General features: G+C 62.0%; 24 protein-coding genes. 10 read left to right on the top strand and 14 right to left on the bottom strand.

Translation table 11 applies throughout. The features are described 5' to 3' along the window. Positions 1 to 476 precede the first annotated feature (476 nt). From ACYVHT_RS03940 to ACYVHT_RS03930, 3 genes are all read right to left on the bottom strand, one after another. Positions 477 to 1,175, bottom strand: coding sequence for a metallophosphoesterase family protein (locus ACYVHT_RS03940; RefSeq protein ID WP_460548183.1), 699 nt, complete (start codon positions 1,173 to 1,175; stop codon positions 477 to 479). Positions 1,176 to 1,341: 166 nt separating this feature from the next. Further along, positions 1,342 to 1,557 carry a hypothetical protein gene (locus ACYVHT_RS03935; RefSeq protein WP_460548181.1) on the bottom strand — a complete coding sequence of 72 codons (216 nt, stop codon included), beginning with the start codon at positions 1,555 to 1,557 and terminating at the stop codon, positions 1,342 to 1,344. 54 nt (positions 1,558 to 1,611) lie between these two features. Then, entirely contained in the window at positions 1,612 to 2,115 is a 504-nt protein-coding gene (locus tag ACYVHT_RS03930) for a hypothetical protein (protein WP_460548178.1), read from the bottom strand. Between the two features lie 130 nt (positions 2,116 to 2,245). On the opposite strand from ACYVHT_RS03930, the gene ACYVHT_RS03925 reads away from it, so the two are divergent. From ACYVHT_RS03925 to ACYVHT_RS03895, 7 genes are all read left to right on the top strand, one after another. Then, complete coding sequence (locus tag ACYVHT_RS03925; protein WP_460548176.1) at positions 2,246 to 2,494, top strand: 4a-hydroxytetrahydrobiopterin dehydratase; 249 nt, start codon at positions 2,246 to 2,248, stop codon at positions 2,492 to 2,494. A 67-nt stretch (positions 2,495 to 2,561) separates the two neighbouring features. Continuing rightward, the gene (gene rsmI / locus ACYVHT_RS03920; RefSeq protein ID WP_460548174.1) at positions 2,562 to 3,326 is read left to right on the top strand and encodes a 16S rRNA (cytidine(1402)-2'-O)-methyltransferase; all 765 of its coding nucleotides are present in this window, start codon (positions 2,562 to 2,564) and stop codon (positions 3,324 to 3,326) included. Then, positions 3,238 to 4,989 carry an apolipoprotein N-acyltransferase gene (gene lnt, locus ACYVHT_RS03915; RefSeq protein ID WP_460548172.1) on the top strand — a complete coding sequence of 584 codons (1,752 nt, stop codon included), beginning with the start codon at positions 3,238 to 3,240 and terminating at the stop codon, positions 4,987 to 4,989. Before rsmI ends, lnt begins: the two co-directional genes overlap by 89 nt. A 10-nt stretch (positions 4,990 to 4,999) precedes the next feature. After that, positions 5,000 to 5,803 (top strand): inositol monophosphatase family protein, encoded by an 804-nt coding sequence (locus ACYVHT_RS03910; protein WP_460548170.1) that lies wholly within the window; start codon positions 5,000 to 5,002, stop codon positions 5,801 to 5,803. 45 nt (positions 5,804 to 5,848) lie between these two features. Further along, positions 5,849 to 6,049 (top strand): hypothetical protein, encoded by a 201-nt coding sequence (locus ACYVHT_RS03905; protein ID WP_460548167.1) that lies wholly within the window; start codon positions 5,849 to 5,851, stop codon positions 6,047 to 6,049. Positions 6,050 to 6,196: 147 nt separating this feature from the next. Further along, the gene (locus ACYVHT_RS03900) at positions 6,197 to 6,538 is read left to right on the top strand and encodes a hypothetical protein (protein ID WP_460548165.1); all 342 of its coding nucleotides are present in this window, start codon (positions 6,197 to 6,199) and stop codon (positions 6,536 to 6,538) included. Between the two features lie 148 nt (positions 6,539 to 6,686). Then, positions 6,687 to 7,934: an O-antigen ligase family protein gene (locus tag ACYVHT_RS03895; RefSeq protein ID WP_460548163.1), complete on the top strand. Its 1,248-nt coding sequence runs from the start codon at positions 6,687 to 6,689 to the stop codon at positions 7,932 to 7,934. A 13-nt stretch (positions 7,935 to 7,947) separates the two neighbouring features. On the opposite strand, the gene ACYVHT_RS03890 is transcribed toward ACYVHT_RS03895, so the two are convergent. The 3 genes from ACYVHT_RS03890 to radA form a co-directional block, all read right to left on the bottom strand. Next, positions 7,948 to 8,967, bottom strand: a complete 1,020-nt coding sequence (locus ACYVHT_RS03890; protein ID WP_460548161.1) for an SPASM domain-containing protein — start codon at positions 8,965 to 8,967, stop codon at positions 7,948 to 7,950. Between the two features lie 158 nt (positions 8,968 to 9,125). Beyond that, the gene (locus ACYVHT_RS03885; RefSeq protein WP_460548159.1) at positions 9,126 to 10,742 is read right to left on the bottom strand and encodes a TlpA family protein disulfide reductase; all 1,617 of its coding nucleotides are present in this window, start codon (positions 10,740 to 10,742) and stop codon (positions 9,126 to 9,128) included. Between the two features lie 233 nt (positions 10,743 to 10,975). Then, positions 10,976 to 12,373, bottom strand: a complete 1,398-nt coding sequence (gene radA, locus ACYVHT_RS03880) for a DNA repair protein RadA (RefSeq protein ID WP_460548157.1) — start codon at positions 12,371 to 12,373, stop codon at positions 10,976 to 10,978. A gap of 174 nt (positions 12,374 to 12,547) precedes the next feature. Between radA and ACYVHT_RS03875 the strand changes: the two genes are divergently transcribed. Together ACYVHT_RS03875 and ACYVHT_RS03870 are read left to right on the top strand one after the other, a co-directional pair. Beyond that, a complete protein-coding gene (locus ACYVHT_RS03875; protein WP_460548155.1) occupies positions 12,548 to 13,966 on the top strand; it encodes an ATP-binding protein in 1,419 nt (472 codons plus the stop codon). Positions 13,967 to 14,135: 169 nt separating this feature from the next. Next, positions 14,136 to 15,794, top strand: a complete 1,659-nt coding sequence (locus ACYVHT_RS03870) for an NAD(P)/FAD-dependent oxidoreductase (protein ID WP_460548153.1) — start codon at positions 14,136 to 14,138, stop codon at positions 15,792 to 15,794. A 96-nt stretch (positions 15,795 to 15,890) separates the two neighbouring features. On the opposite strand, the gene rfbA is transcribed toward ACYVHT_RS03870, so the two are convergent. The 8 genes from rfbA to ACYVHT_RS03830 form a co-directional block, all read right to left on the bottom strand. Further along, positions 15,891 to 16,769, bottom strand: a complete 879-nt coding sequence (gene rfbA / locus ACYVHT_RS03865) for a sugar nucleotidyltransferase (protein ID WP_460548151.1) — start codon at positions 16,767 to 16,769, stop codon at positions 15,891 to 15,893. A gap of 117 nt (positions 16,770 to 16,886) precedes the next feature. Continuing rightward, positions 16,887 to 17,894 (bottom strand): SDR family oxidoreductase, encoded by a 1,008-nt coding sequence (locus ACYVHT_RS03860; protein ID WP_460548149.1) that lies wholly within the window; start codon positions 17,892 to 17,894, stop codon positions 16,887 to 16,889. A 107-nt stretch (positions 17,895 to 18,001) separates the two neighbouring features. Then, positions 18,002 to 19,057 carry a dTDP-glucose 4,6-dehydratase gene (gene rfbB, locus ACYVHT_RS03855; RefSeq protein ID WP_460548146.1) on the bottom strand — a complete coding sequence of 352 codons (1,056 nt, stop codon included), beginning with the start codon at positions 19,055 to 19,057 and terminating at the stop codon, positions 18,002 to 18,004. 95 nt (positions 19,058 to 19,152) lie between these two features. Continuing rightward, complete coding sequence (gene galE, locus ACYVHT_RS03850; protein ID WP_460548144.1) at positions 19,153 to 20,175, bottom strand: NAD-dependent epimerase/dehydratase family protein; 1,023 nt, start codon at positions 20,173 to 20,175, stop codon at positions 19,153 to 19,155. A gap of 101 nt (positions 20,176 to 20,276) precedes the next feature. After that, complete coding sequence (locus ACYVHT_RS03845; RefSeq protein WP_460548142.1) at positions 20,277 to 21,572, bottom strand: nucleotide sugar dehydrogenase; 1,296 nt, start codon at positions 21,570 to 21,572, stop codon at positions 20,277 to 20,279. A gap of 29 nt (positions 21,573 to 21,601) precedes the next feature. Continuing rightward, complete coding sequence (locus ACYVHT_RS03840; RefSeq protein WP_460548140.1) at positions 21,602 to 22,234, bottom strand: acyltransferase; 633 nt, start codon at positions 22,232 to 22,234, stop codon at positions 21,602 to 21,604. Positions 22,235 to 22,446: 212 nt separating this feature from the next. Beyond that, positions 22,447 to 23,058 carry a hypothetical protein gene (locus ACYVHT_RS03835; RefSeq protein ID WP_460548138.1) on the bottom strand — a complete coding sequence of 204 codons (612 nt, stop codon included), beginning with the start codon at positions 23,056 to 23,058 and terminating at the stop codon, positions 22,447 to 22,449. Between the two features lie 40 nt (positions 23,059 to 23,098). Next, positions 23,099 to 23,461 (bottom strand): DoxX family protein, encoded by a 363-nt coding sequence (locus ACYVHT_RS03830; RefSeq protein ID WP_460548136.1) that lies wholly within the window; start codon positions 23,459 to 23,461, stop codon positions 23,099 to 23,101. Between the two features lie 195 nt (positions 23,462 to 23,656). Here ACYVHT_RS03830 and ACYVHT_RS03825 point away from each other — a divergent pair, with 195 nt between their 5' ends. After that, positions 23,657 to 24,817, top strand: a complete 1,161-nt coding sequence (locus tag ACYVHT_RS03825) for an acyl-CoA dehydrogenase (protein ID WP_460548134.1) — start codon at positions 23,657 to 23,659, stop codon at positions 24,815 to 24,817. The last annotated feature ends 42 nt before the right edge of the window (positions 24,818 to 24,859 follow it).

Genomic DNA, 24,859 nt, shown 5'->3' with positions numbered 1-24,859 from the left:
CTAACGGGAGGCCGGCAAGTGCTGGCCCCGGATAGTTATAATCGCACGCGGTATATGTCGAACTGGTAGTGTACTAGCTGATGGATAGTGAAAATGGATTTAATAGCGTTGTTCAAACTTATGCCTGTATAAGTCGTTTCGCAATGCGCCAATCAATTTCTCGCGGTCATAGTCCTATTTGCATTGCATTTTCTATTCACATTCATACGATAATCAAGCAATTGTGCCATAATATTTTCAATTTTTATGAAAAATTGCTACCTAAGCTTAAATCCGGTCAGTCACCTTATAACGTACACTGCCTCCTATTCGGAATGGGAATGTTTTATAATTATTTCAATAATATTGTCTTGATAAATTGCACCGTGTGGCTGTCTGTTGAAAACCAAAACACATTATTAACACACAAATAATGCAAAATGCCTGCCGCTTCGTGTAAGCGACAGGCATTGGCTAAGTAATACGGCCGATGGCAATCAGCGCTTGCCGATGGTGTAGGGCGGCTCGCAGTTGGGCACCAGTGTCAGCTCCCAGGTATCGAGGTTGAGGGCGGTGAGGTGGGCCATCTCAGGGTTGTGGCGGTACACGCAGCCGGTATCAAGCCCCAGCGCGCCGGGGTGCGTGGCCGCTTTGGCGCGCACCTGCGCGGTGGGGGTGGGCACGTGGCCGTGCAGCAGGCGCCGCCCGCCCAGGCGCGAGGGGTCATACACGTACTTCCTGGTATTGAGCATGGTGGAATAGTCCTGGCGCATCTCGGCGGGTGGCAGGGCGAAGTTGTAGCCGGCGTGCACCAGCATGAAATCGGGCAGTTCAATCTCGTAGGGCAGCGCGGCCAGCCAGTCGAGGTAATGGCCGGGAATATCGGAGAGGCGCGCCACGCCGAAGCTGCGCAGGGTGGGCAGCCGGCCGCGCGGCCCCAGCCAGTCCCAGCGCCAGCGGTGCCGGGCGGCATCGAGCAGGGCCTGGTCGTGGTTGCCGCGCAGGCACTGCACCCGGTAGCCAGCCGCTTGCAGCTGCATCAGGTAGTCGAGTACGCCACGGCTGTCCGGGCCTTTGTTCACGTAGTCGCCCAGCAGGTACAGCTCATCGTGGCGGGTGAGCTGAAGCGTTTCCTCTACCAGCCGACGGAAAGTGTGCAGGCAGCCGTGCAGGTCGGTGGTGGCGTAGCGGCTCACGAAGCGAGGAGGATTGACTATTAAGAGACGGTAAACAGAACGTCATGCCGAGCGAAGCCGAAGCAGCTCTACCGGAGAAGTAAAAAGGATTACTTGCGCAGTAGAGCTGCTTCGGCTTCGTTAGGCATGACGTTCTGGTGGCTTGAGTAAAGCAGCCCGCTCGGCTTTAGTGGCCGCCCCCGTAGGCCGGCTTGTCCAGGTCGGCCTTGTCGTAGCTGCGGTTGGGGTGGCGCAGGCCGGCATCAAGGGCATCCTGTTCGAGCTGGTCCTCGGTTTGGTCGGTGGTTTCGCTCACCGGCAGGGCATCGGCTTTGGGTTGGCCTTCGAGGCTGCGCTCGTTGGGATGCTCTCCGGTTTTCTGGGCATTGTGGTGCGTGGACATGGCGAAAGGGATTAAAAACGTGGAAAGAAAGGCCGGTGGTAGCCGGCCAAAAGCTTATTGGTCGATGGCCGAATCGGACGCGTTGGGGTCGGTCAGCTCGGCGTTGGTATCGGTGCCGGTAATGGGCGGGAGGGGGCGGGGCTCCATCTGGCCCATGCCCACGCGGGAGTTGGGGTTCAGCATCTCGTCCACGCCGGGGCGCAGGTCGTGGGCATCGAGCTCATCGACGGGGCGGCCGCTGGGGATAATGGTGTCGGTATACTCGTCGAGGGGCGGCAGGTCCTGATTGGCGCGGTCGTCGCGGCCTTCGTCGCTGGAGCGCATGTTGTCGGCGGGCGGGCTCATGTTGTCGGCGGTTTCGTTCACGCCCAGGGCCGTTTCGCCGCCCGACGTGTCGGAGCCGAAGCCTTCCTTGCCATCGCGGTTGCCGAAGCCGCCGCGGGCGGCATCGTTCTTGGGCGGGTCGGCGTTCGGGATGTGGTGGCCGGCCTCCATTTCTTCGTTGGTGGTGTCGTCGTTGATGACGCGAATGGGGCGGTTGTTGGGGTCGATGGCCATTTTGCTACGGGTAAAGGGTCTGGATGGGGGAAAGCAGTGTTGGGAAAAGGTGTACTTTGGATTTCCCGTTTGGGTTTTACCGGCGCGCTACCAGCGCGGCCAGTCAGCGTTGTTAAATATAGTGAAAACCATGTGGATTGAAACCGACAACAGCCTCTGCCGCAGCTTCCGCTTCGCCGACTTCAAGACGGCCTTTGCCTTCCTTACCGACGTGGCCGCCGAAGCCGAGCGCCTCGACCATCACCCCTGGTTCAGCAACGAGTACAACGTGGTGGAATTCCGCCTGCGTACCCACGACGCCGGCAACACCGTGACCGTGCGCGACCACCGGCTGGCCGTGGCCATTGATGCCGTGGCGGCGCGGCATGAAAAGCAGTGAATAGTTATCGGTACGCGGTTAGCAGCGGTACACCGATTGCTGTTCACCGAAAACCTACCTTTGCCTTATGCCCAACACGGTTCTGTACCTCGTGCCCACGCCCATCGGCAATCTGGAAGATATTACCCTGCGGGCCATCCGCGTGCTGGGCGAGGTGAGCACCGTGCTCTGCGAAGACACCCGCACCAGCGGCCGGCTGATGCAGCACCTGGGCATCAAGAAGCCGCTGCTCTCCTACCACCTGCACAACGAGCACCAGCAGGTGCCCCGCCTGCTCGACCGGCTTGCAACCGGCGAAACCATGGCGCTGGTGTCCGATGCCGGCACGCCGGGAATCTCCGACCCCGGCTTTCTGTTGGTGCGCGAGTGCCTGGCGCGGGGCTTGGGCGTAGAATGTTTGCCAGGGGCTACGGCGTTTGTGCCAGCGCTGCTGAAATCGGGCTTCGGGGCCGAGCGGTTCACGTTCGAAGGGTTTTTGCCGGTGAAGAAAGGCCGGCAGACCCGTTTGCAGCAGCTGGCTGCGGAAACCCGGACCATGATTTTCTACGAGTCGCCGCACCGCATTGTGAAAACCCTGGGCCAGCTGGCCGAGGTGCTGGGCCCGCAGCGGCCGGCCTCCGTCAGCCGCGAGCTCACCAAGCTATTTGAAGAAACCGTGACCGGCACGCTGGCCAGCCTGGAGGCTGACTTCGCCGCCCGGCCCGCTATTAAAGGAGAAATTGTCGTTGTCGTCGAAGGAAACCTTGCCCCGCCCGCCCGCGAGCCCCGCCCCGGCCGCGAAGACCGATACCGCCGCCCTGCCGACGACGATGACCTCGACGGCGACGACTAGCTGGCACCAGCGCCCGTTGCTGCTGGCCGTGCTGGGCGCGCTGCTGCTCAGCGGCGGCTGGGCGCCGTGGCCCACGGCGTGGCTGGTGCCGCTGCTGTTCATCGGCTGGGTGCCGTATCTGGTTATGGAGCGGCAGCTTACGCTGACGGGGGCCCGCAAGGGCCGGGTATTCGCCAGCACCTACCTGCTGCTGGTGCTCTGGAACGCCCTCACTACCTGGTGGGTAAGCTATGCTGATTTGGCGGCCGGCATTGCTGCCGTGGTGCTCAATGCCCTGCTCATGTGCCTGCCGCTCATGGCCTTCCGCCAAACCAAGAAGCGGCTGGGCAACCGCTGGGGCTACCTCTCGCTGCCGGTGTACTGGATTGCGTTCGAGCAGCTGCACCTGCACTGGGACATCACCTGGCCCTGGCTCACGCTGGGCAACGGCTTCGCGGCCGCGCCGCAATGGGTGCAGTGGTACGAGTACACGGGCTTTCTGGGCGGAAGCGTGTGGGTGTGGGCGGTGAACCTCATCTGGTTCAATTTTCTCCTCCATTGGCTGCATCTGAAGAAGCAGCGTCCCAACAACTTCGCGGCAGTCAGCCCTTTTCAATTTCAACACCGGTTTAGATGGCTGCATTGGGGATGGTTGGCTATGATAACCCCCATCGCCTTGTCCTTCGCGATTGGGAAAGCCTATCAGGAAAAGGGCCCGACGGCCGAAGTCGTGGTGGTGCAGCCCAACTTCGACCCCTACGTGGAGAAGTTCGAGGGCGGGCCCCGATTTATTCCCTACGACGAGCAGCTGAGCCGGATGCTCCAGCTCTCCGAGCAGCACCTCACGCCCCAGACGCGTCTGGTGCTCTGGCCTGAAACGGCGCTGGAAGAAGCCGTGTGGGAAACCACCGTCGAAACCAATCCCAAAATCCGCCGCGTGCGCGAGTGGCTGGCGCGGCACCCCGGCGTGGCGCTGCTCACGGGCATCACCACCATCAACTCATACCCGAACAAAGACGCGGCCAGCGAAACCGCCCGCTACCGCGACGACCTGGGCTACTACGACATCTTCAATACCGGCGCGTACTTCGCCTCGGCCACCGCGCCCGTTGCCTTCTACCACAAGTCGCGCCTGGTGCCCGGCGTGGAGAAGATTCCGCCCGTGCTGGCCTCGCTCATCTCGCACATCGACCTGGGCGGCACCGTGGGCAGCGTGGGCAGCCAGGCCGAGCGCACCGTGTATGCGGCCCCGGCCAATGCGCCGGCGCTGCGCGTGGCACCGGTCATTTGCTACGAGTCCATTTACGGCGACTTCATTGCCGAGTACGCCCACAACGGGGCCACGCTGCTGGGCCTCGTCACCAACGATGCCTGGTGGCACGACTCGCCCGGCTACCGGCAGCTGCTGAGCTACGGCCAGCTGCGCTGCATCGAAACGCGCCGCGACCTGGCCCGCTCGGCCAACACCGGCTTCACCGGCTTCATCAACCAGAAGGGCGAAATCACGCAGCGCGAAACGGCCTGGATTCCGACCGCCAGCCGCGCCACCGTGCATTTGAACGATGAGGTGACGTTTTACGTGCGCTTCGGCGAGCTGATTGGGCGCGGCGCGCAGGCGCTGGCCGTGCTGCTGCTGCTGGGGGCCATTGTGCGGGGCTGGAGCCGCCGTCCTTCCGTCATTTAACAGTTATTCTATGCTCCCCGACTTCACCCAGCTCTCCCACGACCTCGCCGCCCTCTGCCGCCGCACCGCGCAGTTCATCCGGCAGGAAGCCACCACGTTCGACCGCGCCAGCATTGAGCACAAGGGCCTGCACGACCTCGTGAGCTACGTGGACCAGGAAACCGAGCGCCGCCTCGTGGCCGGCCTGCGCCAGCTGCTGCCCCAGGCCGGCTTCATCACCGAAGAAGGCACCGCCGGCCCCGATGCCCACGCCGAGGAATTCGTCTGGATAATCGACCCGCTCGATGGCACCACCAACTTCGTGCACGGCCTGCCGGTGTACTCCATCAGCGTGGCGCTGCTGCACCAGAAAGAGCTGGTGGTGGGCGTGGTGCATGAGGTAAACCTCGATGAGAGCTTCCGGGCGGTGCGGGGCGGCGGGGCATTCTGCAACGATGCGCCCATCCACGTGACCGACGTGGCCGAGCTGAACAGCTCGCTCATTGCCACGGGTTTTCCCTACAAGGATTTCGGCCGGCTCGATGCCTTTCTCCGGATTATGGGCGCGTTTTTCACGCGCAGCCACGGCGTGCGCCGCCTCGGCTCGGCGGCAGTGGATTTGGCTTACGTCGCGGCCGGGCGGTTCGAAGCTTTTTTCGAGTTCAACCTCAACTCCTACGACGTAGCGGCGGGCATTTTGCTGGTGCGCGAGGCGGGCGGCCACGTCACGCAGTTTCTCACGGATGGCGACCCGCTGTTCGGGCGCGAGCTGGTGGCCAGCAACCGGCTCATTCACGCCGAGGTGCAGCAGACCATCGGCGAGTTCTGGCGGTAGCCCGTTCGCTGCAAACTTTTCCCTGCAAAGCGCAGTTTACCCGGCATGTCTGCCTCCATTCTCCTTCAATACTGCCTCATTGCCGTGCTGTTTGCCGGGGCAGCTTTCTACGTGGGCCGCATTTTCTACCGGGCGTTTTTCAGCAAGACGGCGGCGGGCTGCGCCAAGGGCTGCGGCGGTGCCTGCGGGCAGCTCGACGTGGACCAGCTGCAGCGCACCATTGAGGCCCGGGCCGCCGCGAAATAGGCCGCTGCGCGCCGGTATAGGACCTCCGTATTTTTTCTATGAATTTGGCATAACCCGCCCCCGCCCCGGCTCCGTATAGCCGGGGCGGGGGCGGCTGGCTTTGGGGCCGGTCCGGCCCGCTTCACATTACCAAAATACCCCACCGCTATGCAGGACAAAGAAGAAGAACGTTCGCTCGTCAACGTTGAGAAAAAACTGACCAAGGACGGCTTCACCCAGGATTTCAACGTCGTGGACGGCCGCCTGCAAACCATCAACTCAGACTCGCAGAAGAGCTACGCGCCCGATGAGGTAACCATCGTGGACTTTTACCGCTTCGAGGGCGAGAGCAACCCCGACGACATGTCGGTGCTCTACGCCATTGAGGCCACCGATGGCGTGAAAGGCACCATCTCGAACGCCTACGGCACCTACGCCGACGCCGACACCGACGACTTCCTCAAACAAGTGGAAGACCTCGGCAAAAACCTCACGAAGAAGGACAAGTAGTCCCGGCCCGCCGTTCTGCCAGGCCCTTCCGGTCGGGGCCGCCTGCAACCCGCAGGCGGCCCCGACCGGAAGGGCTTTTGTGCGTTGGGGCAGTTACTTTGCGGGCCGGCGTGGCTGCCGGGTTCCTCATCCGCATTCCTGTTCTTCTGTGCAGCATTATCTATCCGGGCGGCTTTCGCAGTATTTGTTATGGCTGGCGGCGCTGGCGGGCGTAGCGGGCCTGCTGGCAGCGCGGTCGCTGGTGGCCATTGCGCCCATTGTGGGCGTGGTGGCCGCGCTGGCCAATCCGCACCTACGGCGCGATATTCCGCTTTATTTCCGCAACGGGGCGGCCATGCGGGCAGCGGCCATGGCCGTGTTCCTGCTCATCAGCAGCCTCTATACCAGCGAATGGGACGTGTGGCGGCACGAGCTGTACCGCAGCCTCGTGTGGCTGGGCGTGCCGCTGGCCTTCACGCTGGCGGTGCCGCTCACGCGCTGGCAGCGGCTCACGGTGGGAAGCTTTTTTGTGCTGGGCACGGCGGCGGTGGGCCTGGCCACCCTGGGGCAATACCTGCTGGACCCGGCCCGCGCCAACGAGGCCATCCGCATCGGGCAGAACATGCAGGCCATCACCCGCATTTTTCACATTCCGTTTGGGGTGATGCTGGCACAGGCCTTTTTCTGGGGCCTGCTGCTGCGGCGCGATGCGTTGGCAGGCAAGCTGCTGCGCCGGGCGCTGCTGGGCGCGGTGGTGGCGGTGGCGCTCACGCTGCACATCCTGGCGTATCGCACGGGGCTGCTGGTGTTTTATGCCGGCCTGCTGGCCTACGCGCTCTGGCTGCTGGCGCGGCGGCACCGGGCCCTCGGCCTCGGGCTGGTGCTGCTGATTGTGGTGGCTCCGTGGGCGGCCTACCACTCGCTCGAATCGGTGCGGCAGCGCTGGGGCACCACGGTGTGGGACGTGCAGCAGTACACGCTGGGCCACGACATCAACAACTATTCGCTGGCCCGCCGGCTGGCAGCCATCGAAACGGCCGGCAATGTTATCCGGCAGCACTGGCTGGTGGGCGTGGGCCCGGCCGATACCCACGCGGCCCTGATGGCCCAGTACCAGTGGCACGACTTCGGCCTGAAGCCGGCCAACCGCGTCGAGGTACACAACCAATACCTGGAGGCGCTGCTGGGCGGCGGGCTCATCGGCCTGGGGCTGCTGCTGGGGCTGCTGTTCTGGCCGCTCACCCGGCCCGGCCTGCGCCGCGCCCCGGCCATTGCCTTCTTCATCATCGTGCAGGCCACGGCCATGCTGGTCGTCGATTCATTCAGCCTGCAAATCGGCCTCAACCTGTTCGTGTTTGGCTACGGCTTCCTGGTGGTGGCGCGGGAAAGAAGGATGGCAGACCGCTCACCGGTTTAAACCCGGCCTTGCCTCACCCCCACACCTTGGTGCCTTCGGAGCAGTTGCGGCACATTTCAATCTGGTCGCGGCCTTTGAGGAGGCTGCCGCGAAAGCGCTGGTACTTGGGCCCGCGCCAGAGCTGGCGGAAGGTTTCGGTTTTGAGGTCGCCCTGGCGGTATTCGGCATCCTTGTCGAAGCAGCAGGGCACCACCAGCCCATCCCAGGTGATGACGCAGGAATGCCACATTTTCCAGCAGTGGTTCACCAGCTTGTTTTTCAGGCTCCAGGTGCCGTTGCCGTTGTGCTGGTAGCGCGAGTAATAGTCGATGGTGGGGATGAGCGGCGAGCCCTGCGCGTGGTCGTAAATCTGCGCGGTTTTAAACCACACGTCGTCCACGCCCAGCGCGTCGGCCAGCTGGCGGGCATCGTCAATCTGGTGCTCGTTGGGCCGCACCACCAGGAACTGGAAGATGATGCGCGGCGTGCTCGACTTCAGCTCCTTGCGCCACTTCACCACGTTGCGGGTGCCTTCGAGCACCTTTTCCAGCTTGCCGCCCACGCGGTACTGCTGGTACACGTCCTGCGTGGTGCCGTCGAGGGAGATGATGAGGCGGTCGAGGCCGCTTTCCACGGTACGGCGGGCGTTCTGGTCGTTGAGGTAGTGGGCGTTGGTGCTGGTGGCGGTATAAATGCCCTTGTCCGAAGCATATTTCACCAGCTCCAGAAACTGCGGGTGCAGGTAAGGCTCGCCCTGAAAATAAAAAATCAGATACCACAGCCGGCTCGCCACCTCATCAATGGTGCGCTTAAACAAGTCGCCCGGCAGCATGCCGGTGGGCCGCGTGAACGAGCGCAGGCCGCTGGGGCACTCCGGGCAGCGCAGGTTGCAGCTCGTCGTGGGTTCAAAGCTCAGGGCCATGGGCATGCCCCGCAGCCGCGCCTTGCCCGTGATTTTGCTCAGGATGTAGGAGCCAATGATTTGCGTCGCGTTCCAGACCCGCAGCGGGGTGGCTTTCGACAAAACATTGAGGCTATCGGTGAGCAAGGACATAGCAGGAGCTGGAAACGGAAGGGCTAAAAATAGGTCATCCTGAGCGTAGCGAAGGACCTTACGACGGGAGAACAGCTGGCGCTAGAATTGTTCTAACGGCTTTTCTGGCGTGATAAGGTCCTTCGCTCTGCTCAGGATGACAACGCGGGAGCTACTACTTACTTCTTGGTGGCCGGGAAATCGATGGCGCTGGTATACGTGCTGGCCTTGCCGAAGGACTGGTTTATTTCATCCACGGCGGCGCGGCTGCTCAGGCGCTTGGGCTTGGTGTTGAGGAAGGTACCGTCTTCGCCTACCAGAATATAAGTGGGCACTTCCTGCAATGCGTACTCCTTGGCCACCGTCGAGCGCAGGCCGCCGCCGGGCACGCGCACCTGCACACCGGGCAGCTTCTTCACCGTCACGAGCTGGCGCCAGGCCTGCTCGTTCTCATCCAGGGCAATGTTGATGAAGGTAATGTTCTTGCCCTCAAACTTGCGCATCAGCTCCTGGGCGTAGGCCAGGTCGCGCAGGCACAGGCCGTTGGTGCTTTTCCAGAAGTTGAGGTACACCAGCTTGCCCTGAAAGTCGTGCAGGTGCACCGTGTCGCCGGTGGCGGTGGGCAGGGTAAAATCGGGCGCCGGCGCACCAATGGCGAATTCCTTATGCCGGTCGAAATCGATTTGAAGCGTGGGGTAATACTGGTTTTTGGGGTCGTAGTTGCGGAAATCGGCCAGCATGGCGGCCGACTGCTTCACGTGCCCGAACCTGAAGGATTCCTGCAGCACCCGGCCCAGAATGATGGCCCGCGTAGGCCCCGTCAGCTTCTTGCTGGCCAGCGCGTAGCAGGCAGGGTAGAAGTCGGGGTCGGAGCGCTGGTGCTTGTCCTGCGCTACGGTGAAGTGCACGTAGTTGAGCAAAAACTCGTGGTAGAGCTCGCTCTGCACGGCGTTGGGCTCGTTGAGCAGGCCGGGCTCGCGCAGGAAGTTGTAATAGTCGGGGGCCATTTTCAGGCGGCCTTCGGTGTTCACCACCTGCTCGCGCAGGTCCTGGAAGGTCAGCTTGTCGTTGGCGTAGGCGTACACCACTTCGGCGTGGGCGTAGTTGTAAAACTCCTGCGTGAACGACTGCTTGGCCGCGTGGTCTTCCAAAAACTCAAACTCGTGCTTGCGCCGGTATTCCAGGAAGGACAGGAACGGCGCTTCGTAGAGCTGAATGTTGTCGGGAAGTACCTGGAAACCATCGTTTTCCACAAACTGGGCATCGGCCTCCACCAGGTAGTTGTTGGCGTTGGCGGCCTGCTGGCGGTGGCGCTGCTCCTCGGTCAGGTTCGAGCGGTTGCGGATTTTGGTCGCAAAGCCCGTGGGCACATCGTTGGGCTTGAATTTCAGCGTGCCCGACATGTCGGCGCCCTTAAAGCGCACGTCCATGTCAGTGCCCGGGTCGAGAAACAGCGGCGCCACGTCGTCGCCGTATACCAGGTCGGCTTTGGTGGCGGCGCTCACCGGCACCACAATTTTAAAGTCGCCTTTTTCGTTGATAGGCACCCGAAAAATCTTCTCTTTGGGGTCCAGCGGGTTTTCGCGCAGCGACACGGCCACCGAGTCGGTGGTAGCGCCGCTCACCCGTCCGGTGAGGGTGGCCGTGCCGCCCTGGGCGGCTGTGGTAGCGGCTGCCGCTTTTGCTGCTGCACCCACTACAGTGGTTCGGCCCTGCCCGTGGGCCAGCACCGGCCCCAGCAGCAGTGCCGCGCCCAGCACCCGGCGCGCACAAGTAGAAAAAAAAGATATCATCATACAGAGAAAAGCCAGCGGCCTGCCACCGCTATATAACCGACCGGACAAACGATAGAACCAATTGGCTTTACCGTAGAATTCGCGGTAAAAGCCTATCAGCACTCCGAAGATAAGGCTTTTTGATTTATAAAATCCAAATCAATTTTTCGGCTGCGGTTGAGTTTGCCGACAGCCCGGCGGCCGGTTGCCCCAAACCATTGCAGGCATGAACTGATAATCAAGCCGCTTTTCTCTTAGCCGAATAAGCCGTTCAATACTTCATCGAGGCGGCTGACGGCGTGCACCTTCAACCCAAACCGGGCTAAGTCCAATCCTTTGCCGTTGAATTGCGAAACGTACATCTCCCGAAACCCCAGCTTTTCGGCTTCGGCCAGGCGCTGGTCGAGGCGCGAAACGGCCCGGATTTCGCCGCTCAGGCCTACTTCGGCGGCCAGGCAGACGTCGCCGGGAATGGGCAGGTCGTTGAGCGACGATACCACGGCGGCGCATACGGCCAGGTCGAGCGCGGGGTCGTCGAGGCGCAGGCCGCCGGCGATGTTCAGAAACACGTCGTGCTGGCCCAGGCGCAGGCCGGCGCGCTTCTCCAGCACGGCCAGCAGCATCTGCAGGCGCTTGGCGTCGAAGCCGGTGCTGCTGCGCTGCGGGGTGCCGTAGGTGGCGGGCGTGACGAGGGCCTGCACTTCGACCAGCAGCGGGCGGTTGCCTTCCAGGGTGGCCCCGATGGCCATGCCGCTCAGGCTTTCGCCGCGCTGCGAGAGCAGGATTTCGCTCGGGTTGCTCACCTGGCGCAGGCCGTCGCCCTGCATTTCGTAGATGCCCAGCTCGGAGGTGCTGCCGAAGCGGTTTTTGGTGGTGCGCAGGATGCGGTAGCTCATGTGCCGGTCGCCCTCGAACTGCAGCACGGTGTCGACCATGTGCTCCAGGATTTTGGGGCCGGCAATGCTGCCGTCCTTCGTGATGTGGCCGATGAGCAGCACCGGCGTGCTGGTTTCCTTGGCAAATTTCAGGAACTCGGCGGTGCACTCGCGCACCTGGCTCACGCTGCCCGCGCCGCTTTCCACCAGCGTGGAGTGCATGGTCTGGATGGAGTCGATGACGAGGATGTTGGGCTGCACCTGGTCGATTTGCCGGAAGATGTTCTGGGTGTTGGTTTCCGTCAGGATGTAGCAGCCGGGGTGCTGGCCGTCGGCCAGGCGCTCGGCGCGCATCTTGATTTGGGCTTCGCTTTCCTCGCCGCTCACGTAGAGCACCTTCATCTTGCGCAGGCTGAGGGCAATTTGCAGCATGAGCGTGCTCTTGCCGATGCCCGGCTCGCCGCCGATGAGGATGATGGAGCCCGGCACGAGGCCGCCGCCCAGCACGCGGTTCAGCTCGCCGTCGGGGGTGAGGATGCGGGGCTCGTCTTCGGCCAGGATGCTGTTGAGCGGGACCGATTTGGCGGCCTTGGCGAGGTTGCCGCCGGGCACGGTGCTGGCGGGCTTCCATTGGCCGGTGGTGGTGGCCGCGGTTTCTTTCTGGACGACTTCTTCGACGTAGGTGTTCCACTCGCCGCACACGGGGCAGCGGCCTATCCATTTGGCCGACTGCGCGCCGCAGCTCTGGCAGAAAAATACGGTTCTGGCTTTGGCCATAAAAGGGCTTTATTTCGATGATTCAGGAACAATGATAAGGCGGTTGGCTGTAAAAAAGTTGCTGCAGAATCTAAAGCATTTAGCCAGCCTGCGCGTTTGCTAACGGATGGTAGAGCACCGTGCTATCACGCCAGGCCCATCTTAACCTTCCGCACCGCAGCGGGTTATGCAGCTATGGCTATTTCTACTGACCTCGCCCCCGCCGACCTGGCCGCCGTCACGGCCTTCGCCGGCCTTCCCGACGAAACGCTGGCCTGGCTGCTGGCCCACGGCCAAACCCGCCGCTGCGCCCCCGGCGAAACCATCAACGAGCCCGGTGCGCCGGCCGAGTTCATGATGGCCGTCCTGCGCGGCGGCATTCAGTTCTATTCCCTGCAGGGCAGCCAGCGCACCCCGGTATTTCGCGTCGAAACCAACCAGGTGTCGGGCGTGCTGCCCTACTCCCGGCTGCGCGAAGTGAAGGGCCTGGGCGTGGCCACCGGCGACACGCTGCTCTACCTGCTGCACCGCGACCAGTTTCCGGCGCTGGAGCAAACCAGCCCCGAGCTGGTGCAGCGCCTCGTGGCCATCATGAACGACCGCAGCCGCGACCAGGTCCGCATTCAGGAGCGCGACGACAAGCTGCGGGCGCTGGGCAAGCTCTCGGCCGGCCTGGCGCACGAGCTCAACAACCCCGCCGCCGCCATTGCCCGCGCCGCCCAGGCCCTGGAGGCCCGCGCCGCCACCCAGCCCGAGCTGCTGAGCAAGCTGCTGGAAATGAGCCCCGACCCGGCCGCGCTCTGCTCCTTTGCCTGCCTGGCCGCGCCTGTACCGCCCGCCGACCCGGCCGCGGCCAAGCCATCGGCCTGGGAGCAGTCGGAGCGCGAGGATGAGCTGGCCGACTGGCTTGCCGCGCAGGGCGTGCCCGACGGCTACCGCCTCGCCCCCGGCCTGCTCGAAATGGGCCTGAACGAAAAAACGCTGGCTGCCGCCGCCGAGGTGCTGCCTGTGGCCGCCCGCCCCGCTGCCTTCGCCTGGCTCGAAGGTCAGCAGAGCACCCTGCAGCTCATCCGCGAAGTGCAGGAGGCCGGCAGCCGCATCAGCAAGCTGGTGGCCGACGTGAAAACCTATTCGCACATGGACCGCGACGGCGGCTTCGAGCCGCTGGACGTCACGGCTGGCCTCGACAGCACCGTGAACATGCTGAAGTACCAGCTGCGCCAGAAAAACATCAAGCTGACCCGCGACTATGCTACCGACTTGCCCAAAATCAACGGGCAGGTCAGCAGCCTCAACCAGGTGTGGACCAACCTGCTTGATAACGCCATTGATGCGCTGCCCGACCAGGGCGGCGAAATCACGCTGCGCGCCCAGCGCGAAGGGGATTTTGTGCGCGTATTTTTGATTGACAACGGCTCGGGCATCCCGGAAAACGTGCTGCCGCATATTTTTGAGCCGTTCTATACCACCAAGCAGGCCGGCTCCGGCTCGGGGCTGGGGCTCGATATTGCCCAGCGCATCATCCGGCAGCACGATGGGCGGCTGGAAGTAAGCTCCCAGCCGGGCCGCACCGAGTTTTGCGCCTGGCTGCCGGTGGCGGCAGCGAAGGCATAAGGCAGAACAGTGCTCCAAACCGTCATGCTGAGCGCAGCCGAAGCATCTCTACTGCGCAACTAATCCAATCAACAGGATTTACTACTGAGGTAGAGATGCTTCGACAAGCTCAGCATGACGTTCATTTTCCTTTCTTAATTTAGTCTAATTCCTTTCCTGACCAATCCACATGGCCGCCAAGAAACCCATCATTCTCGCCGTCGATGACGACCCGCAAGTGCTGGCCGCCATTGCCCGCGACCTTCGCGCCGAGTTCAGCCAGGACTACCGCATCCTGCGCGTCAATTCCGGTCCCGAGGCCCTGACCACCATCAAGGAGCTCAAAACCAAGGAAGAGCCGCTGGCGCTCATCATCGCCGACCAGCGCATGCCCGACCTCGAAGGCGTGGAGCTGCTCACGGCTTCCCGCGAGTTTTTTCCCGACGCCAAGCGCGTGCTGCTCACGGCCTACGCCGACACCGAAGCGGCGGTGCGCGCCATCAACTCGGCCCGGCTCGACCACTATTTGATGAAGCCCTGGGACCCACCCGAAAACCTGCTCTACCCCACGCTGCACGATTTGCTCACGGCCTGGCACGCCACCCACAAGCCCAAGTTTGATGGGGTGCGCCTCATTGGTTTTCAGTGGTCGCCGCTCTCGCACGAGCTCAAGGACTTCCTCAGCGGCTTCATGGTGGGCTATCAGTGGCTGGACTACGAAACCAGCGCCGAAGCGCAGGAGCTGGTGAAGGCCCGGGGGTTTGAATCCACCGACCTGCCACTCATCATCTGCGCCGACGGCAAGGCCGTGGCCAACCCCAGCAAAGCCGACCTGGCCGAGCACCTCGGCATTGCCAACAAGCCGCAGCAGGATATCTACGACGTGGTGGTGGTAGGCGCCGGCCCCAGCGGCCTCGCCGCTGCCGTGTACGGCGCCAGCGAAGGCCTCAAAACGCTCATCGTGGAGCGCCAGACGCCCGGCGGCCAAGCCGGCACCAGCTCACGCATCGAAAACTACCTGGGCTTCCCCACCGGCCTGAGCGGGGCCGACCTGGCCTTCCGCGCCTGGACTCAGGCCGTGCGCCTCGGGGCCGAATTTATTGCGCCGCAGGAAGTTACCGAGCTCTGCATTCAGGACGGCTACAAAGTCCTGACCCTCACCAACGGCAGCGAAGTGCGTACCAAAGCCGTTATTCTGACCACCGGCGTGAGCTACCGCACCCTCGACGTGCCGGGCATGGACCGCCTGAGCGGCGCGGGCGTGTACTACGGCGCGGCCCGCACCGAGGCCCGCAGCTGCGACGAGCAGGACGTGTACATCGTGGGCGGCGGCAACTCGGCCGGGCAGGCGGCCATGTATTTGGCCACCTACGCCCGCAAGGTGTTCATCGTCATTCGCGGCGCCAACCTGGCCGCCAGCATGTCGGCCTACCTCATCGAGCAGATTCGTAATACGTCCAACATCGAGCTGCTGCCGCATTCCCAAATCAAGGAAGTGTGCGGGGGCGACCACCTCGAAGCCGTGATGGTGGACATCAACGGCACCGTGGAAAAACGGCCGGCCCGCGCCCTGTTCGTTTTCATCGGCGCCAAGCCCAGCACCGAATGGGTGTGCGAGCAGGTGATGTGCGACGGCAAAGGCTTCGTCCTCACCGGACGCGACCTGGTGATGGACCCGCGCTACCCCCAAATCTGGAAAAAAGACCGGGAGCCCTACCTGCTCGAAACCTGCGTGCCCGGCATCTTCTCGGCTGGCGACAGCCGTGCCGGGGCCATGGCCCGCGTAGCCTCTGCCGTGGGCGAGGGCAGCATGGCCATCAAGTTTGTGCACCAGTACCTGGACGAGTAGTTTAAGGTAAAATGGGGGAGATGTGAGGATGTGGAAATACGCGCCTGAACGATATTTCCACATCCTCACATCTCCCCCATTTTTACTTTAAAAAGCTTACGCTTCCAGCATCAGCTGGTCGGGCAGGTTCATCAGGTAGTCGCCGTAGCCGCTTTTGCGCAGCGGGGCGGCAATGGCGCGGAGTTCATCGGCCGAGATAAAGCCCTGGCGGTAAGCGGCTTCCTCGATGGAGCCCACTTTCAGGCCCTGGCGCTGCTCAATCACTTTCACGAACTCGCCGGCCTGCATCAGGCTTTCGAAGGTGCCGGTATCGAGCCAGGCCGTGCCCCGGCCTAGGATGCCCACTTTGAGCGTGCCCCGGCGCAGGTATTCCTTGTTCACGTCCGTGATTTCGTACTCGCCGCGCGGGCTCATTTCCAGGTTCTTGGCGATTTCCACCACGTCGTTGTCGTAGAAATACAGGCCGGGCACGGCGTAGTTGCTCTTGGGCTTGGCCGGCTTCTCCTCAATGCTGAGGGCGGTTTTATTTTCGTCAAACTCCACCACGCCGTAGCGCTCGGGGTCGTGCACGTGGTAGGCAAACACCACGCCGCCCTGCGGGTCGTTGTTGGCTTTCAGCAGCTCTTCCAGGCCGGCACCGTAGAAAATATTGTCGCCGAGCACCAGCGCCACCTTGTCCTGACCGATGAAGTCGGCACCCAGCACGAACGCCTGCGCCAGCCCATTGGGCACCTCCTGCACCACGTACTGGAAATCGCAGCCCAGGCTTTTGCCGTCGCCGAGCAGCTTCTTGAATTGCGCCTGGTCGTGCGGCGTGGTGATAATCAGGACTTCCCGAATGCCCGCCGATAGCAGAATCGACAGCGGATAGTAAATCATCGGCTTGTCGTACACGGGCATCAGCTGCTTCGAAACGGCCAGCGTGAGCGGGTGCAGGCGGGTGCCGGAGCCGCCGGCGAGGATAATTCCTTTCATGAGGGGACTGTCATGTTGAGCGGAGCGAAACATCTTATCACGCTCGCACCGCTGGGATTAGTTTTTCGGACGAAGATAGCCGTGATAAGATGCTTCCTGCGTCAGCATGACAACGAATTAGTTACGTTCCTGAATAAACGCCTGATTGGCCTTGAACCACTCCAGCGTCTGCTTCAGGCCTTCGCGGATGCGGACCTGCGGCTGATAGCCCAGCAGGCGGTTGGCCTTCGAGATGTCGGCCAGCGAGTCGCGGATGTCCCCGGCGCGGTCGGGGCCGAATTTCGGAGCGAGGTCAGAGCCGGCTTCCTCACGCAGGATGTCGTACATCTGCACCAGCGAGGTGCGGTCGCCCACGGCGATGTTGTAGACCTGGCCCAGGGCCTCGGGGTTCGTTACCAGGGCGGCGCGGATGTTGGCTTCCACGCAGTTTTCCACGAAGGTGAAGTCGCGGGTCTGGCCGCCGTCGCCGTTCAGCGTGGGCGGCTCGTTGCGCAGAATGGCGTCGATGAACAGCGGAATCACGGCCGCGTACGCCCCGCCCGGGTCCTGGCGCGGGCCGAAGATATTGAAGTAGCGCAGGCCTACGATTTCCATGCCGTAGGTTTTGGCAAACACATCGGCATACAGCTCGTTGGCGTACTTCGTCACGGCATAAGGCGAAAGCGGCTTGCCGATGCGGTCTTCCACTTTGGGCAGGCCGGGGTGGTCGCCATAGGTCGAAGAAGAGGCCGCGTATACGAAGCGCTTCACGCCCGCGTCCTTGGCGGCGGTCAGCATCTGCACGAAGCCACCCACGTTCACGTCGTTGGTCAGCACCGGGTCTTTGATGGAGCGCGGCACCGAGCCCAGGGCGGCCTCGTGCAGCACCACATCCACGCCTTCGCAGGCCGCCGCGCAGGTGGCCGCGTCGCGGATATCGCCCTCGATGATTTCGAGGCGCGAATCGCCGGCAAACAGCGCCAGGTTCTTGCGGAAGCCGTTGGAATAGTTGTCCAGCGTTCGCACCTTTTTGACGCCGTATTTCAGCAAATACTCCACGATGTTGGAGCCGATGAAGCCCGCGCCGCCGGTAACGAGAAAGGTCAGATTATCGAGCGGCTGCTCGTGGAAGGGGGAGTTATACACTTCGTGTGAATTATGAGTTTTGAATTATGAATTATGAATTATCAGAATAGCCTGCCGCTTTTATCGGGACAATTCATAACTCATAACTCATAATTCATAATTAAAAACTAGCGCCCCGCGTACTGCTTTTGATTGTAGTCCTGGTAGGCGCCGCTCGTTACGCTGTTCAGCCATTCTTCGTTGGCGAGGTACCAGTCCACGGTCTGGGCCAGGCCCTGCTCGAAGGTCACGGAGGGCTTCCAGCCCAGCTCGTTCATGATTTTCGAGGAGTCGATGGCGTAGCGCATGTCGTGGCCGGCGCGGTCGGTCACAAATTTGATGAGCTTGCGCGAGGTGCCCGTTTCCTGGCCGGTTTTCTGGTCCACCACGTCGCAGAGCAGCTCGATGAGCTTGAGGTTCTGCCACTCGTTCACGCCGCCGATGTTGTAGGTATCGCCGTTTTTGCCCTTGTGGAACACCGCGTCGATGGCCGTGGCGTGGTCTTTCACAAACAGCCAGTCGCGCACGTTCTCCCCTTTGCCATACACAGGCACCGGCTGCCCGGTGCGCAGGCGGTGAATGGCCAGCGGAATGAGCTTCTCGGGGAAGTGGTTGGGGCCGTAGTTGTTCGAGCAGTTGCTCAGCTTGATGGGCAGGCCGTAGGTATGGTGCCAGGCGCGCACAAAGTGGTCGGAGCTGGCTTTCGAGGCCGAGTAGGGCGAGCGGGGGTCGTAGGCCGTTTCCTCGGTGAACATCTCGGGGCCGAAATCCAGCGAGCCGTACACTTCGTCGGTGCTCACGTGGTAGAACACGTGGCCGTCGTAGCCGCCGGGCTGCCACAGGTTGCGCGCCGCGTTCAGCAGGTTTACCGTGCCGATGACGTTGGTTTTCACAAACGCCATGGGGTCGGTGATGCTGCGGTCGACGTGCGACTCGGCGGCGAGGTGAATCACCGCGTCGGGCTCTTCGTTGGCAAACAGCTGGTCGATAAAGCTTTGGTCAGCAATGTCGCCTTTGATGAACTTGTAGTTCGATGCGTTTTCAATGTCGCGCAGGTTCTCCAGGTTGCCGGCGTACGTCAGTGCGTCGAGGTTGAGAATCTGATAGTCGGGGTATTTGGTGACGAACAGCCGAACTACGTGGGAGCCAATGAAGCCGGCGCCGCCGGTGATGAGGATTTTCATGCTTTCAGATGTAAAAAATGTGATTGATGTGAAAATATGAAAATGAGGAAGAGGCTAGTATTCAGCGCATTTCCACATTTTCTCCTTTCTCACATTTATTTTAAGGTTTGCTGCCATTTCCAGGCGCTGGCCAGCGAGTCGGCCAGGGAGGTTTCGGTTTTGAAGCCCAGCACCTGTTCCGCCTTCGTGGCATCGGCGTAGATGGCAGGCACGTCGCCGGGGCGGCGCGGACCAATGCTGTAGTTCAGCTTCTGGCCGGTGGCTTTTTCGAAAGTTTGCACCACTTCGAGCACCGAGTTGCCGTTGCCCGTGCCCACGTTGAAGGTTTCGACCACCTCGCCGGCCTTGCGGTCGAGCAGGCGCTGCACGGCCACGATGTGGGCCTTGGCCAAATCGACCACATGGATGTAGTCGCGGATGTTGGTGCCGTCGGGCGTGTCGTAGTCGCCGCCGTTGATGGTCAGCTTCTCGCGGATGCCGGCCGCCGTCTGGGTGATGAAGGGCACCAGGTTGTTGGGCACGCCCAGGGGCAGCTCGCCAATCCTGGCCGACTCGTGCGCGCCAATCGGGTTGAAGTAGCGCAGCAGGATGGTATGCAGCTTGTTGTCGGGAGCCGCCGATACGTCGTGCACCACGTCCTCGCACATTTGCTTGGTGCGGCCGTAGGGCGACGACGCGGGCTTGGTGGGCGTGGCTTCCGTCACGGGCAGGGCGTCCGGAATGCCGTACACGGTGCACGACGACGAGAACACCAGGTTTTCCACGTCGAACTCCTTCATCACCTGCAGCAGCGTCAGCAGCGAGCCCACGTTGTTCTGGAAATAGGCCAGCGGCTTCTGCACCGACTCGCCCACCGCCTTGAAGGCGGCAAAGTGAATGACACCCTTGATGCCCTGCTCGGCTTCAAACACGCCGCGCAGCGCGGCCGCATCGCCGCAGTCGATGCGGTGGGTCGGCACTTTCACTCCGAGGATGGACTCGATGCCGGCCAGCGCAGATTCTTCCGAATTGCTGAAATTGTCCACAATTACCGGCTGATAGCCCGCCTGAAACAACTCCACCACCGTGTGGGAGCCGATGTAGCCGGCCCCGCCAGTAACTAAAATTTTGCTTCGCATAATTTTCAATGGGTGAATGAGTGAATGACTGAACGGGCGAATGACAAAGGCGAAGCAAGAATGCATTCACCCATTCACCCGTTCGCACATTCACCCATTGGTTACAGGCTCCAGTATTGCAGGTTTTTCATCTTGCCCCGGTACAGGCCTTTGATATCGACCAGGACGGCATTTTCGGAGGTAATGGAATCGAAATAGGCTTCGTCCTTCTCGGCGTAGGGCTTGTGGCTCACGGCCACAATCACGGCATCGTAGTCGGTGCGCACGTCGTCGTTGTGCGTCAGGCGGAAGCCGTACTCGTGGTGCAGCTCGTTCGAGTCGGCGTGCGGGTCGATGATGTCGACATTCACCGAGAAGTTTTTCAACTCCTGAATCACGTCGGCCACTTTCGAGTTGCGGATGTCCTCCACGTTTTCCTTGAAGGTGGCGCCCATCACCAGCACGCGGCTTTTGGCCACGTCCTTGCCCTTCTTAATCATCATCTGCACCGTTTTGCGGGCGATGTAGGCGCCCATGTTGTCGTTGGTGGTGCGGCCGCTCAGAATCACCTTGGCGTCGTAGCCCAGCTCCTTGGCCTTGTAGGTCAGGTAGTAAGGGTCCACGCCGATGCAGTGGCCGCCCACCAGGCCGGGCGAAAACTTCAGGAAGTTCCACTTGGTGCCGGCGGCTTCCAGCACCTCGTAGGTGTTGATGCTCATGCGGTCGAAAATCATCGACAGCTCATTCATCAGGGCGATGTTGACGTCGCGCTGGGTGTTTTCGATGATTTTGGCGGCTTCGGCTACCCGAATGCTGCTGGCCCGGTGCACGCCGGCTTTCACCACCAGCTCATACACTTTGGCAATGGTGTCGAGGCTTTCGTCGTCGCAGCCGGCCACCACTTTCACAATGCTGGTGAGGGTGTGCTCCTTATCGCCGGGATTGATGCGCTCGGGCGAGTAGCCCACTTTGAAGTCGACCGGAAATTTCAGGCCCGACAGGCGCTCCATCACCGGAATGCAGTCTTCCTCGGTGCAGCCGGGGTACACGGTGCTCTCGAATACCACGTAGTCGCCCTTCTTCAGCACCTTGCCCACCGAGCCCGACGCGCCGAGCAGGGGCTTGAGGTCGGGCTGGGCGTGCTCGTCGATGGGCGTGGGCACGGCCACGATGTAGAACTGCGCCTGGCGCAGCACCTCCAGCGAGTCGGTGAAGGTGATGTCGCAGCCCTCGAAAGCTTCTCTGTCGAGCTCGCCGCTGGGGTCGATGCCCTGCTTCATCTGGGCCACGCGGCCGGCGTTGATGTCGAAGCCGATGACTTTGAGCTGCTTCGCAAATTCGAGGGCGATGGGCAGGCCCACGTAGCCGAGGCCGATGACGGCCAGCGTGGCCTCTTTGCGCAATAGTTGGTCGTACACTGCTGGTATGGTGAGGTATGAAGTATAAATTATGAGTTCACCCGGGGCCGTTTGGCCGCGCTTGGTGCCACGGGCCGCACCGACAGCTCGTCGGCGCTTAGCTCATAGTGTTCGCCGCTTTCGGGGCAGGTAGCGTGGCCATTCCTGTCGAAGGCAAGGCGGTGACCGTAGGCGCTCATCCAGCCCTGCGGGCGGGCCGGCGTGCCATATACGAGGGCGTAGGCCGGCACGTCGTGCGTGACCACGCTGCCCGCTCCCACAAAGGCGTAGCGCCCCAGCCGGGTGCCGCACACGATGGTGGCATTGGCCCCAATGGTGACGCCCTGCTCCAGATAGGTGGTTTGGTACTGGCCGGGGCCTTTGCGGGGCACGGCGCTGCGCGGGTTCTTCACGTTGGTGAACACCACCGAGGGGCCCAGAAAAACGTCGTCTTCGCACACCACGCCGCCGTAGAGGCTCACGTTGTTCTGCACCTTCACATTGCGGCCCAGGGTCACGCCGTCGGCCACGAATACGTTCTGGCCCAGGTTACAGTCGTCGCCAATTTCCGCGCCGGCACAAATGTGGCAGAAGTGCCAGATGCGGCTGCCCCGGCCTATCTGGCAGCCCTCGTCGAGGACGGCCGTGGGATGGGCATAGAAATCGGAGGTAGCGTGGGGCATTCGGAGCGCAGGGAGGTTTCGGCCCGCAAAGGTAAGGGAGGCAGCGGGGTTATGAGAACCGGCGGGTACGGCCGCTGTATTTTTGGACAAACCCATTGGCCTTTGGGTGGTAGAATGCGCTGCTGCGGGCTGGGCTGCAACGGGGCCCGGCCGCGCAGCTGCCATTACCAATGCATTACCAATTGCTGCATGGACTGCCGAATGCGCGCCTGCTATTCGGTCACAGGCATCGCATCGAAATAAAAGAACGACTTTCCGGGAGCTTGGAACAACAGCCGCCGGGTGGTATGCCGCAGGTAGCCGCCGCGCACCAGTTGCCACTGGCTGAAGGGCACGGATAGCACATCGGCGTATTCGGATAGCACCAGCTGCACCAGCTGGTGGTTGTCGTAGCGCTCGGTCAGCACTTTGCGGTGGCGGGCATCGTAATACACCACTTTTTCCAGCTCGGTACCGAAGCGCCGCCTGATGATTTGGTCTTTGACAATGCCCCCGCCCGCCGTGCTCTTGATGCCCGCGTAGTCAACGGTCATGCTCGGCGGGGCCGCAAAGCCGCGCACCCGGCGGCGGGAGCTATTGAGGCCGCTTTTCGTGGCCTTGAAAAACCGCAGGCGGCTCTCGGCCTGCAGGTGCACGCCCTCTGCCAGGCGCAGCAGCGAATCGTGAGCCGCCGCGTAGCGCGCCCGTTGGGCGGCTACTTCAGCGGGGGCGGGCTCGACAGTGGTCATTACCTGGGCCTGCAAAGCAGTAGGCTGGGCGTGGGCTGCGAAGCGGGCACCCAGCAGCAGGCCTAGCCCCGTGCAGCAGCGGAAAAACGATTTCATCTAATAAAGAAGGAGGAAAGGAAAGCGAGGGCGCAAGATATTACCGCCGCCGCATGGCGCACCACACCCACCCCAGCAGCGGCAGCTGCAAGGGCAGCCGCCCCCAGGCTACCCAGCCGGGGATGTGCAGCTGCTCGTGGATAAGGGCCATGTAAACATTGGCCGGAAACACTGCCACCAGCAGCGCCACCAGGCCCCAGCCGGCCAGCCGACGAGTGCGGGCCGGCAGCAGCCCCAGCCCGCCCAGTATTTCGAATGCGCCACTCACATACACCAATGCCAGCGGGGCCGGCAGCACCGGCGGCATAATGGCCAGGTAGGTAGCCGGATGCACGAAATGCCAGATGCCGGCCCCCACAAACAGCAGGGCCAGGGCATAGCGGCTGAGGAGGCGAAGCGTCATAGCCGGGTAAAAGTGCGATGTAAAAACCGCTGTCGAGTAGCCGGGTGGTTTGCTGCGTTCGGTAATGCCAAAATCTTTCCCCGGCAGGAGTGGTTATTCCTTCCCTCATCAGCCCCCACGGGCTGCCGTGCGCCTTGCCCCATCCCGCGCAGGGGCCGTACTTTTGTAGCATTCACTCAAAACTCCCACCACCCCATGCAAACCGCCACTTCCTCGAATATTTATCAGCTCTCCGAAGAGCAGCTTGCCGTGCGCGATGCCGCCCGCGACTTTGCCCAGTCTGAGCTGTGGGCCGGCGTTATCGAGCGCGACGAGCACCAGAAATTCCCCGCCGAGCAAATCAAGAAAATGGCCGAGCTCGGTTTCATGGGCATGATGGTAAGCCCCGAGTACGGCGGCTCCGGCCTCGACACCGTGAGCTACGTGCTGGCCATGGAGGAAATCTCGAAGGTGGATGCCTCGTGCTCGGTTATTATGAGCGTAAACAACTCGCTCGTGTGCTGGGGCCTGGAGAAGTACGGCACCGAAGAGCAGAAGCAGAAGTACCTGCCGCGTCTGTGCTCCGGCGAAATCATCGGTGCCTTCGCCCTCTCGGAGCCCGAAGCCGGCTCCGATGCCACCAGCCAGCGCACCACCGCCGAAGACATGGGCGACCACTACCTCCTCAACGGCACCAAGAACTGGATTACCAACGGCACCACCGCCTCGGTCTTCCTCGTCATTGCCCAAACCAACCCCGAGCTGAAGTCGCGCGGCATCAACGTCCTCATCGTGGACAAGGACACGCCCGGCTTCATCCAGGGCCCCAAGGAGAACAAGCTCGGCATTCGCGGCTCCGATACCTGCTCGCTCATGTTCACCGACGTGAAGGTGCCCAAGGAAAACCGCATCGGGGCCGACGGCTTCGGCTTCAAGTTCGCCATGCAGGTGCTGGCCGGCGGCCGCATCGGCATTGCCTCGCAGGCCCTCGGCATTGCCTCGGGCGCACTGGAGCTGAGCCTGAAATACGCCAAGGAGCGCAAGGCCTTTGGCGTGCCCATTGCCCAGCACCAGGCCATTCAGTTTAAGCTGGCCGACATGGCCACCAACATCGATGCCGCCCGCCTGCTCTGCCTGCAAGCCGCTGCCGATAAGGACAATGGCGCCGACTACGCCAAGTCGGGTGCCATGGCGAAATTGTTCGCTTCGAAGGTTGCAATGGATTCCGCCGTGGAGGCCGTTCAGATTCACGGCGGCTACGGCTTTGTGAAGGAATACCACGTCGAGCGCCTGATGCGCGATGCCAAGATTACCCAGATTTACGAGGGTACTTCGGAGATTCAGAAAATTGTGATTTCTCGGGAAATCCTGAAATAGAGGCAGAATTGCCTAAAATTCAGATTCATTGCACAAAACCCA

It is taken from the genome of Hymenobacter daeguensis, from assembly GCF_054780555.1.
The sequence above is the reverse complement of the archived record's forward strand: the minus strand, read 5'-3'. Positions and strand labels throughout refer to the sequence as shown.

Coding starts and splice junctions, on each gene's coding strand:
- ACYVHT_RS03870 (WP_460548153.1), top strand. CDS start 14,136: ATGGCCGCCAAGAAACCCATCATTCTCGCCGTCGATGACGACCCGCAA.
- rfbB (WP_460548146.1), bottom strand. CDS start 19,057: ATGAAAATCCTCATCACCGGCGGCGCCGGCTTCATTGGCTCCCACGTA.
- ACYVHT_RS03835 (WP_460548138.1), bottom strand. CDS start 23,058: ATGAAATCGTTTTTCCGCTGCTGCACGGGGCTAGGCCTGCTGCTGGGT.
- ACYVHT_RS03890 (WP_460548161.1), bottom strand. CDS start 8,967: ATGTCCTTGCTCACCGATAGCCTCAATGTTTTGTCGAAAGCCACCCCG.
- rfbA (WP_460548151.1), bottom strand. CDS start 16,769: ATGAAAGGAATTATCCTCGCCGGCGGCTCCGGCACCCGCCTGCACCCG.
- ACYVHT_RS03840 (WP_460548140.1), bottom strand. CDS start 22,234: ATGCCCCACGCTACCTCCGATTTCTATGCCCATCCCACGGCCGTCCTC.
- ACYVHT_RS03900 (WP_460548165.1), top strand. CDS start 6,197: ATGCAGGACAAAGAAGAAGAACGTTCGCTCGTCAACGTTGAGAAAAAA.
- ACYVHT_RS03875 (WP_460548155.1), top strand. CDS start 12,548: ATGGCTATTTCTACTGACCTCGCCCCCGCCGACCTGGCCGCCGTCACG.
- galE (WP_460548144.1), bottom strand. CDS start 20,175: ATGCGAAGCAAAATTTTAGTTACTGGCGGGGCCGGCTACATCGGCTCC.
- ACYVHT_RS03935 (WP_460548181.1), bottom strand. CDS start 1,557: ATGTCCACGCACCACAATGCCCAGAAAACCGGAGAGCATCCCAACGAG.
- ACYVHT_RS03825 (WP_460548134.1), top strand. CDS start 23,657: ATGCAAACCGCCACTTCCTCGAATATTTATCAGCTCTCCGAAGAGCAG.
- ACYVHT_RS03830 (WP_460548136.1), bottom strand. CDS start 23,461: ATGACGCTTCGCCTCCTCAGCCGCTATGCCCTGGCCCTGCTGTTTGTG.
- ACYVHT_RS03930 (WP_460548178.1), bottom strand. CDS start 2,115: ATGGCCATCGACCCCAACAACCGCCCCATTCGCGTCATCAACGACGAC.
- ACYVHT_RS03885 (WP_460548159.1), bottom strand. CDS start 10,742: ATGATGATATCTTTTTTTTCTACTTGTGCGCGCCGGGTGCTGGGCGCG.
- rsmI (WP_460548174.1), top strand. CDS start 2,562: ATGCCCAACACGGTTCTGTACCTCGTGCCCACGCCCATCGGCAATCTG.
- ACYVHT_RS03910 (WP_460548170.1), top strand. CDS start 5,000: ATGCTCCCCGACTTCACCCAGCTCTCCCACGACCTCGCCGCCCTCTGC.
- radA (WP_460548157.1), bottom strand. CDS start 12,373: ATGGCCAAAGCCAGAACCGTATTTTTCTGCCAGAGCTGCGGCGCGCAG.
- ACYVHT_RS03925 (WP_460548176.1), top strand. CDS start 2,246: ATGTGGATTGAAACCGACAACAGCCTCTGCCGCAGCTTCCGCTTCGCC.
- ACYVHT_RS03905 (WP_460548167.1), top strand. CDS start 5,849: ATGTCTGCCTCCATTCTCCTTCAATACTGCCTCATTGCCGTGCTGTTT.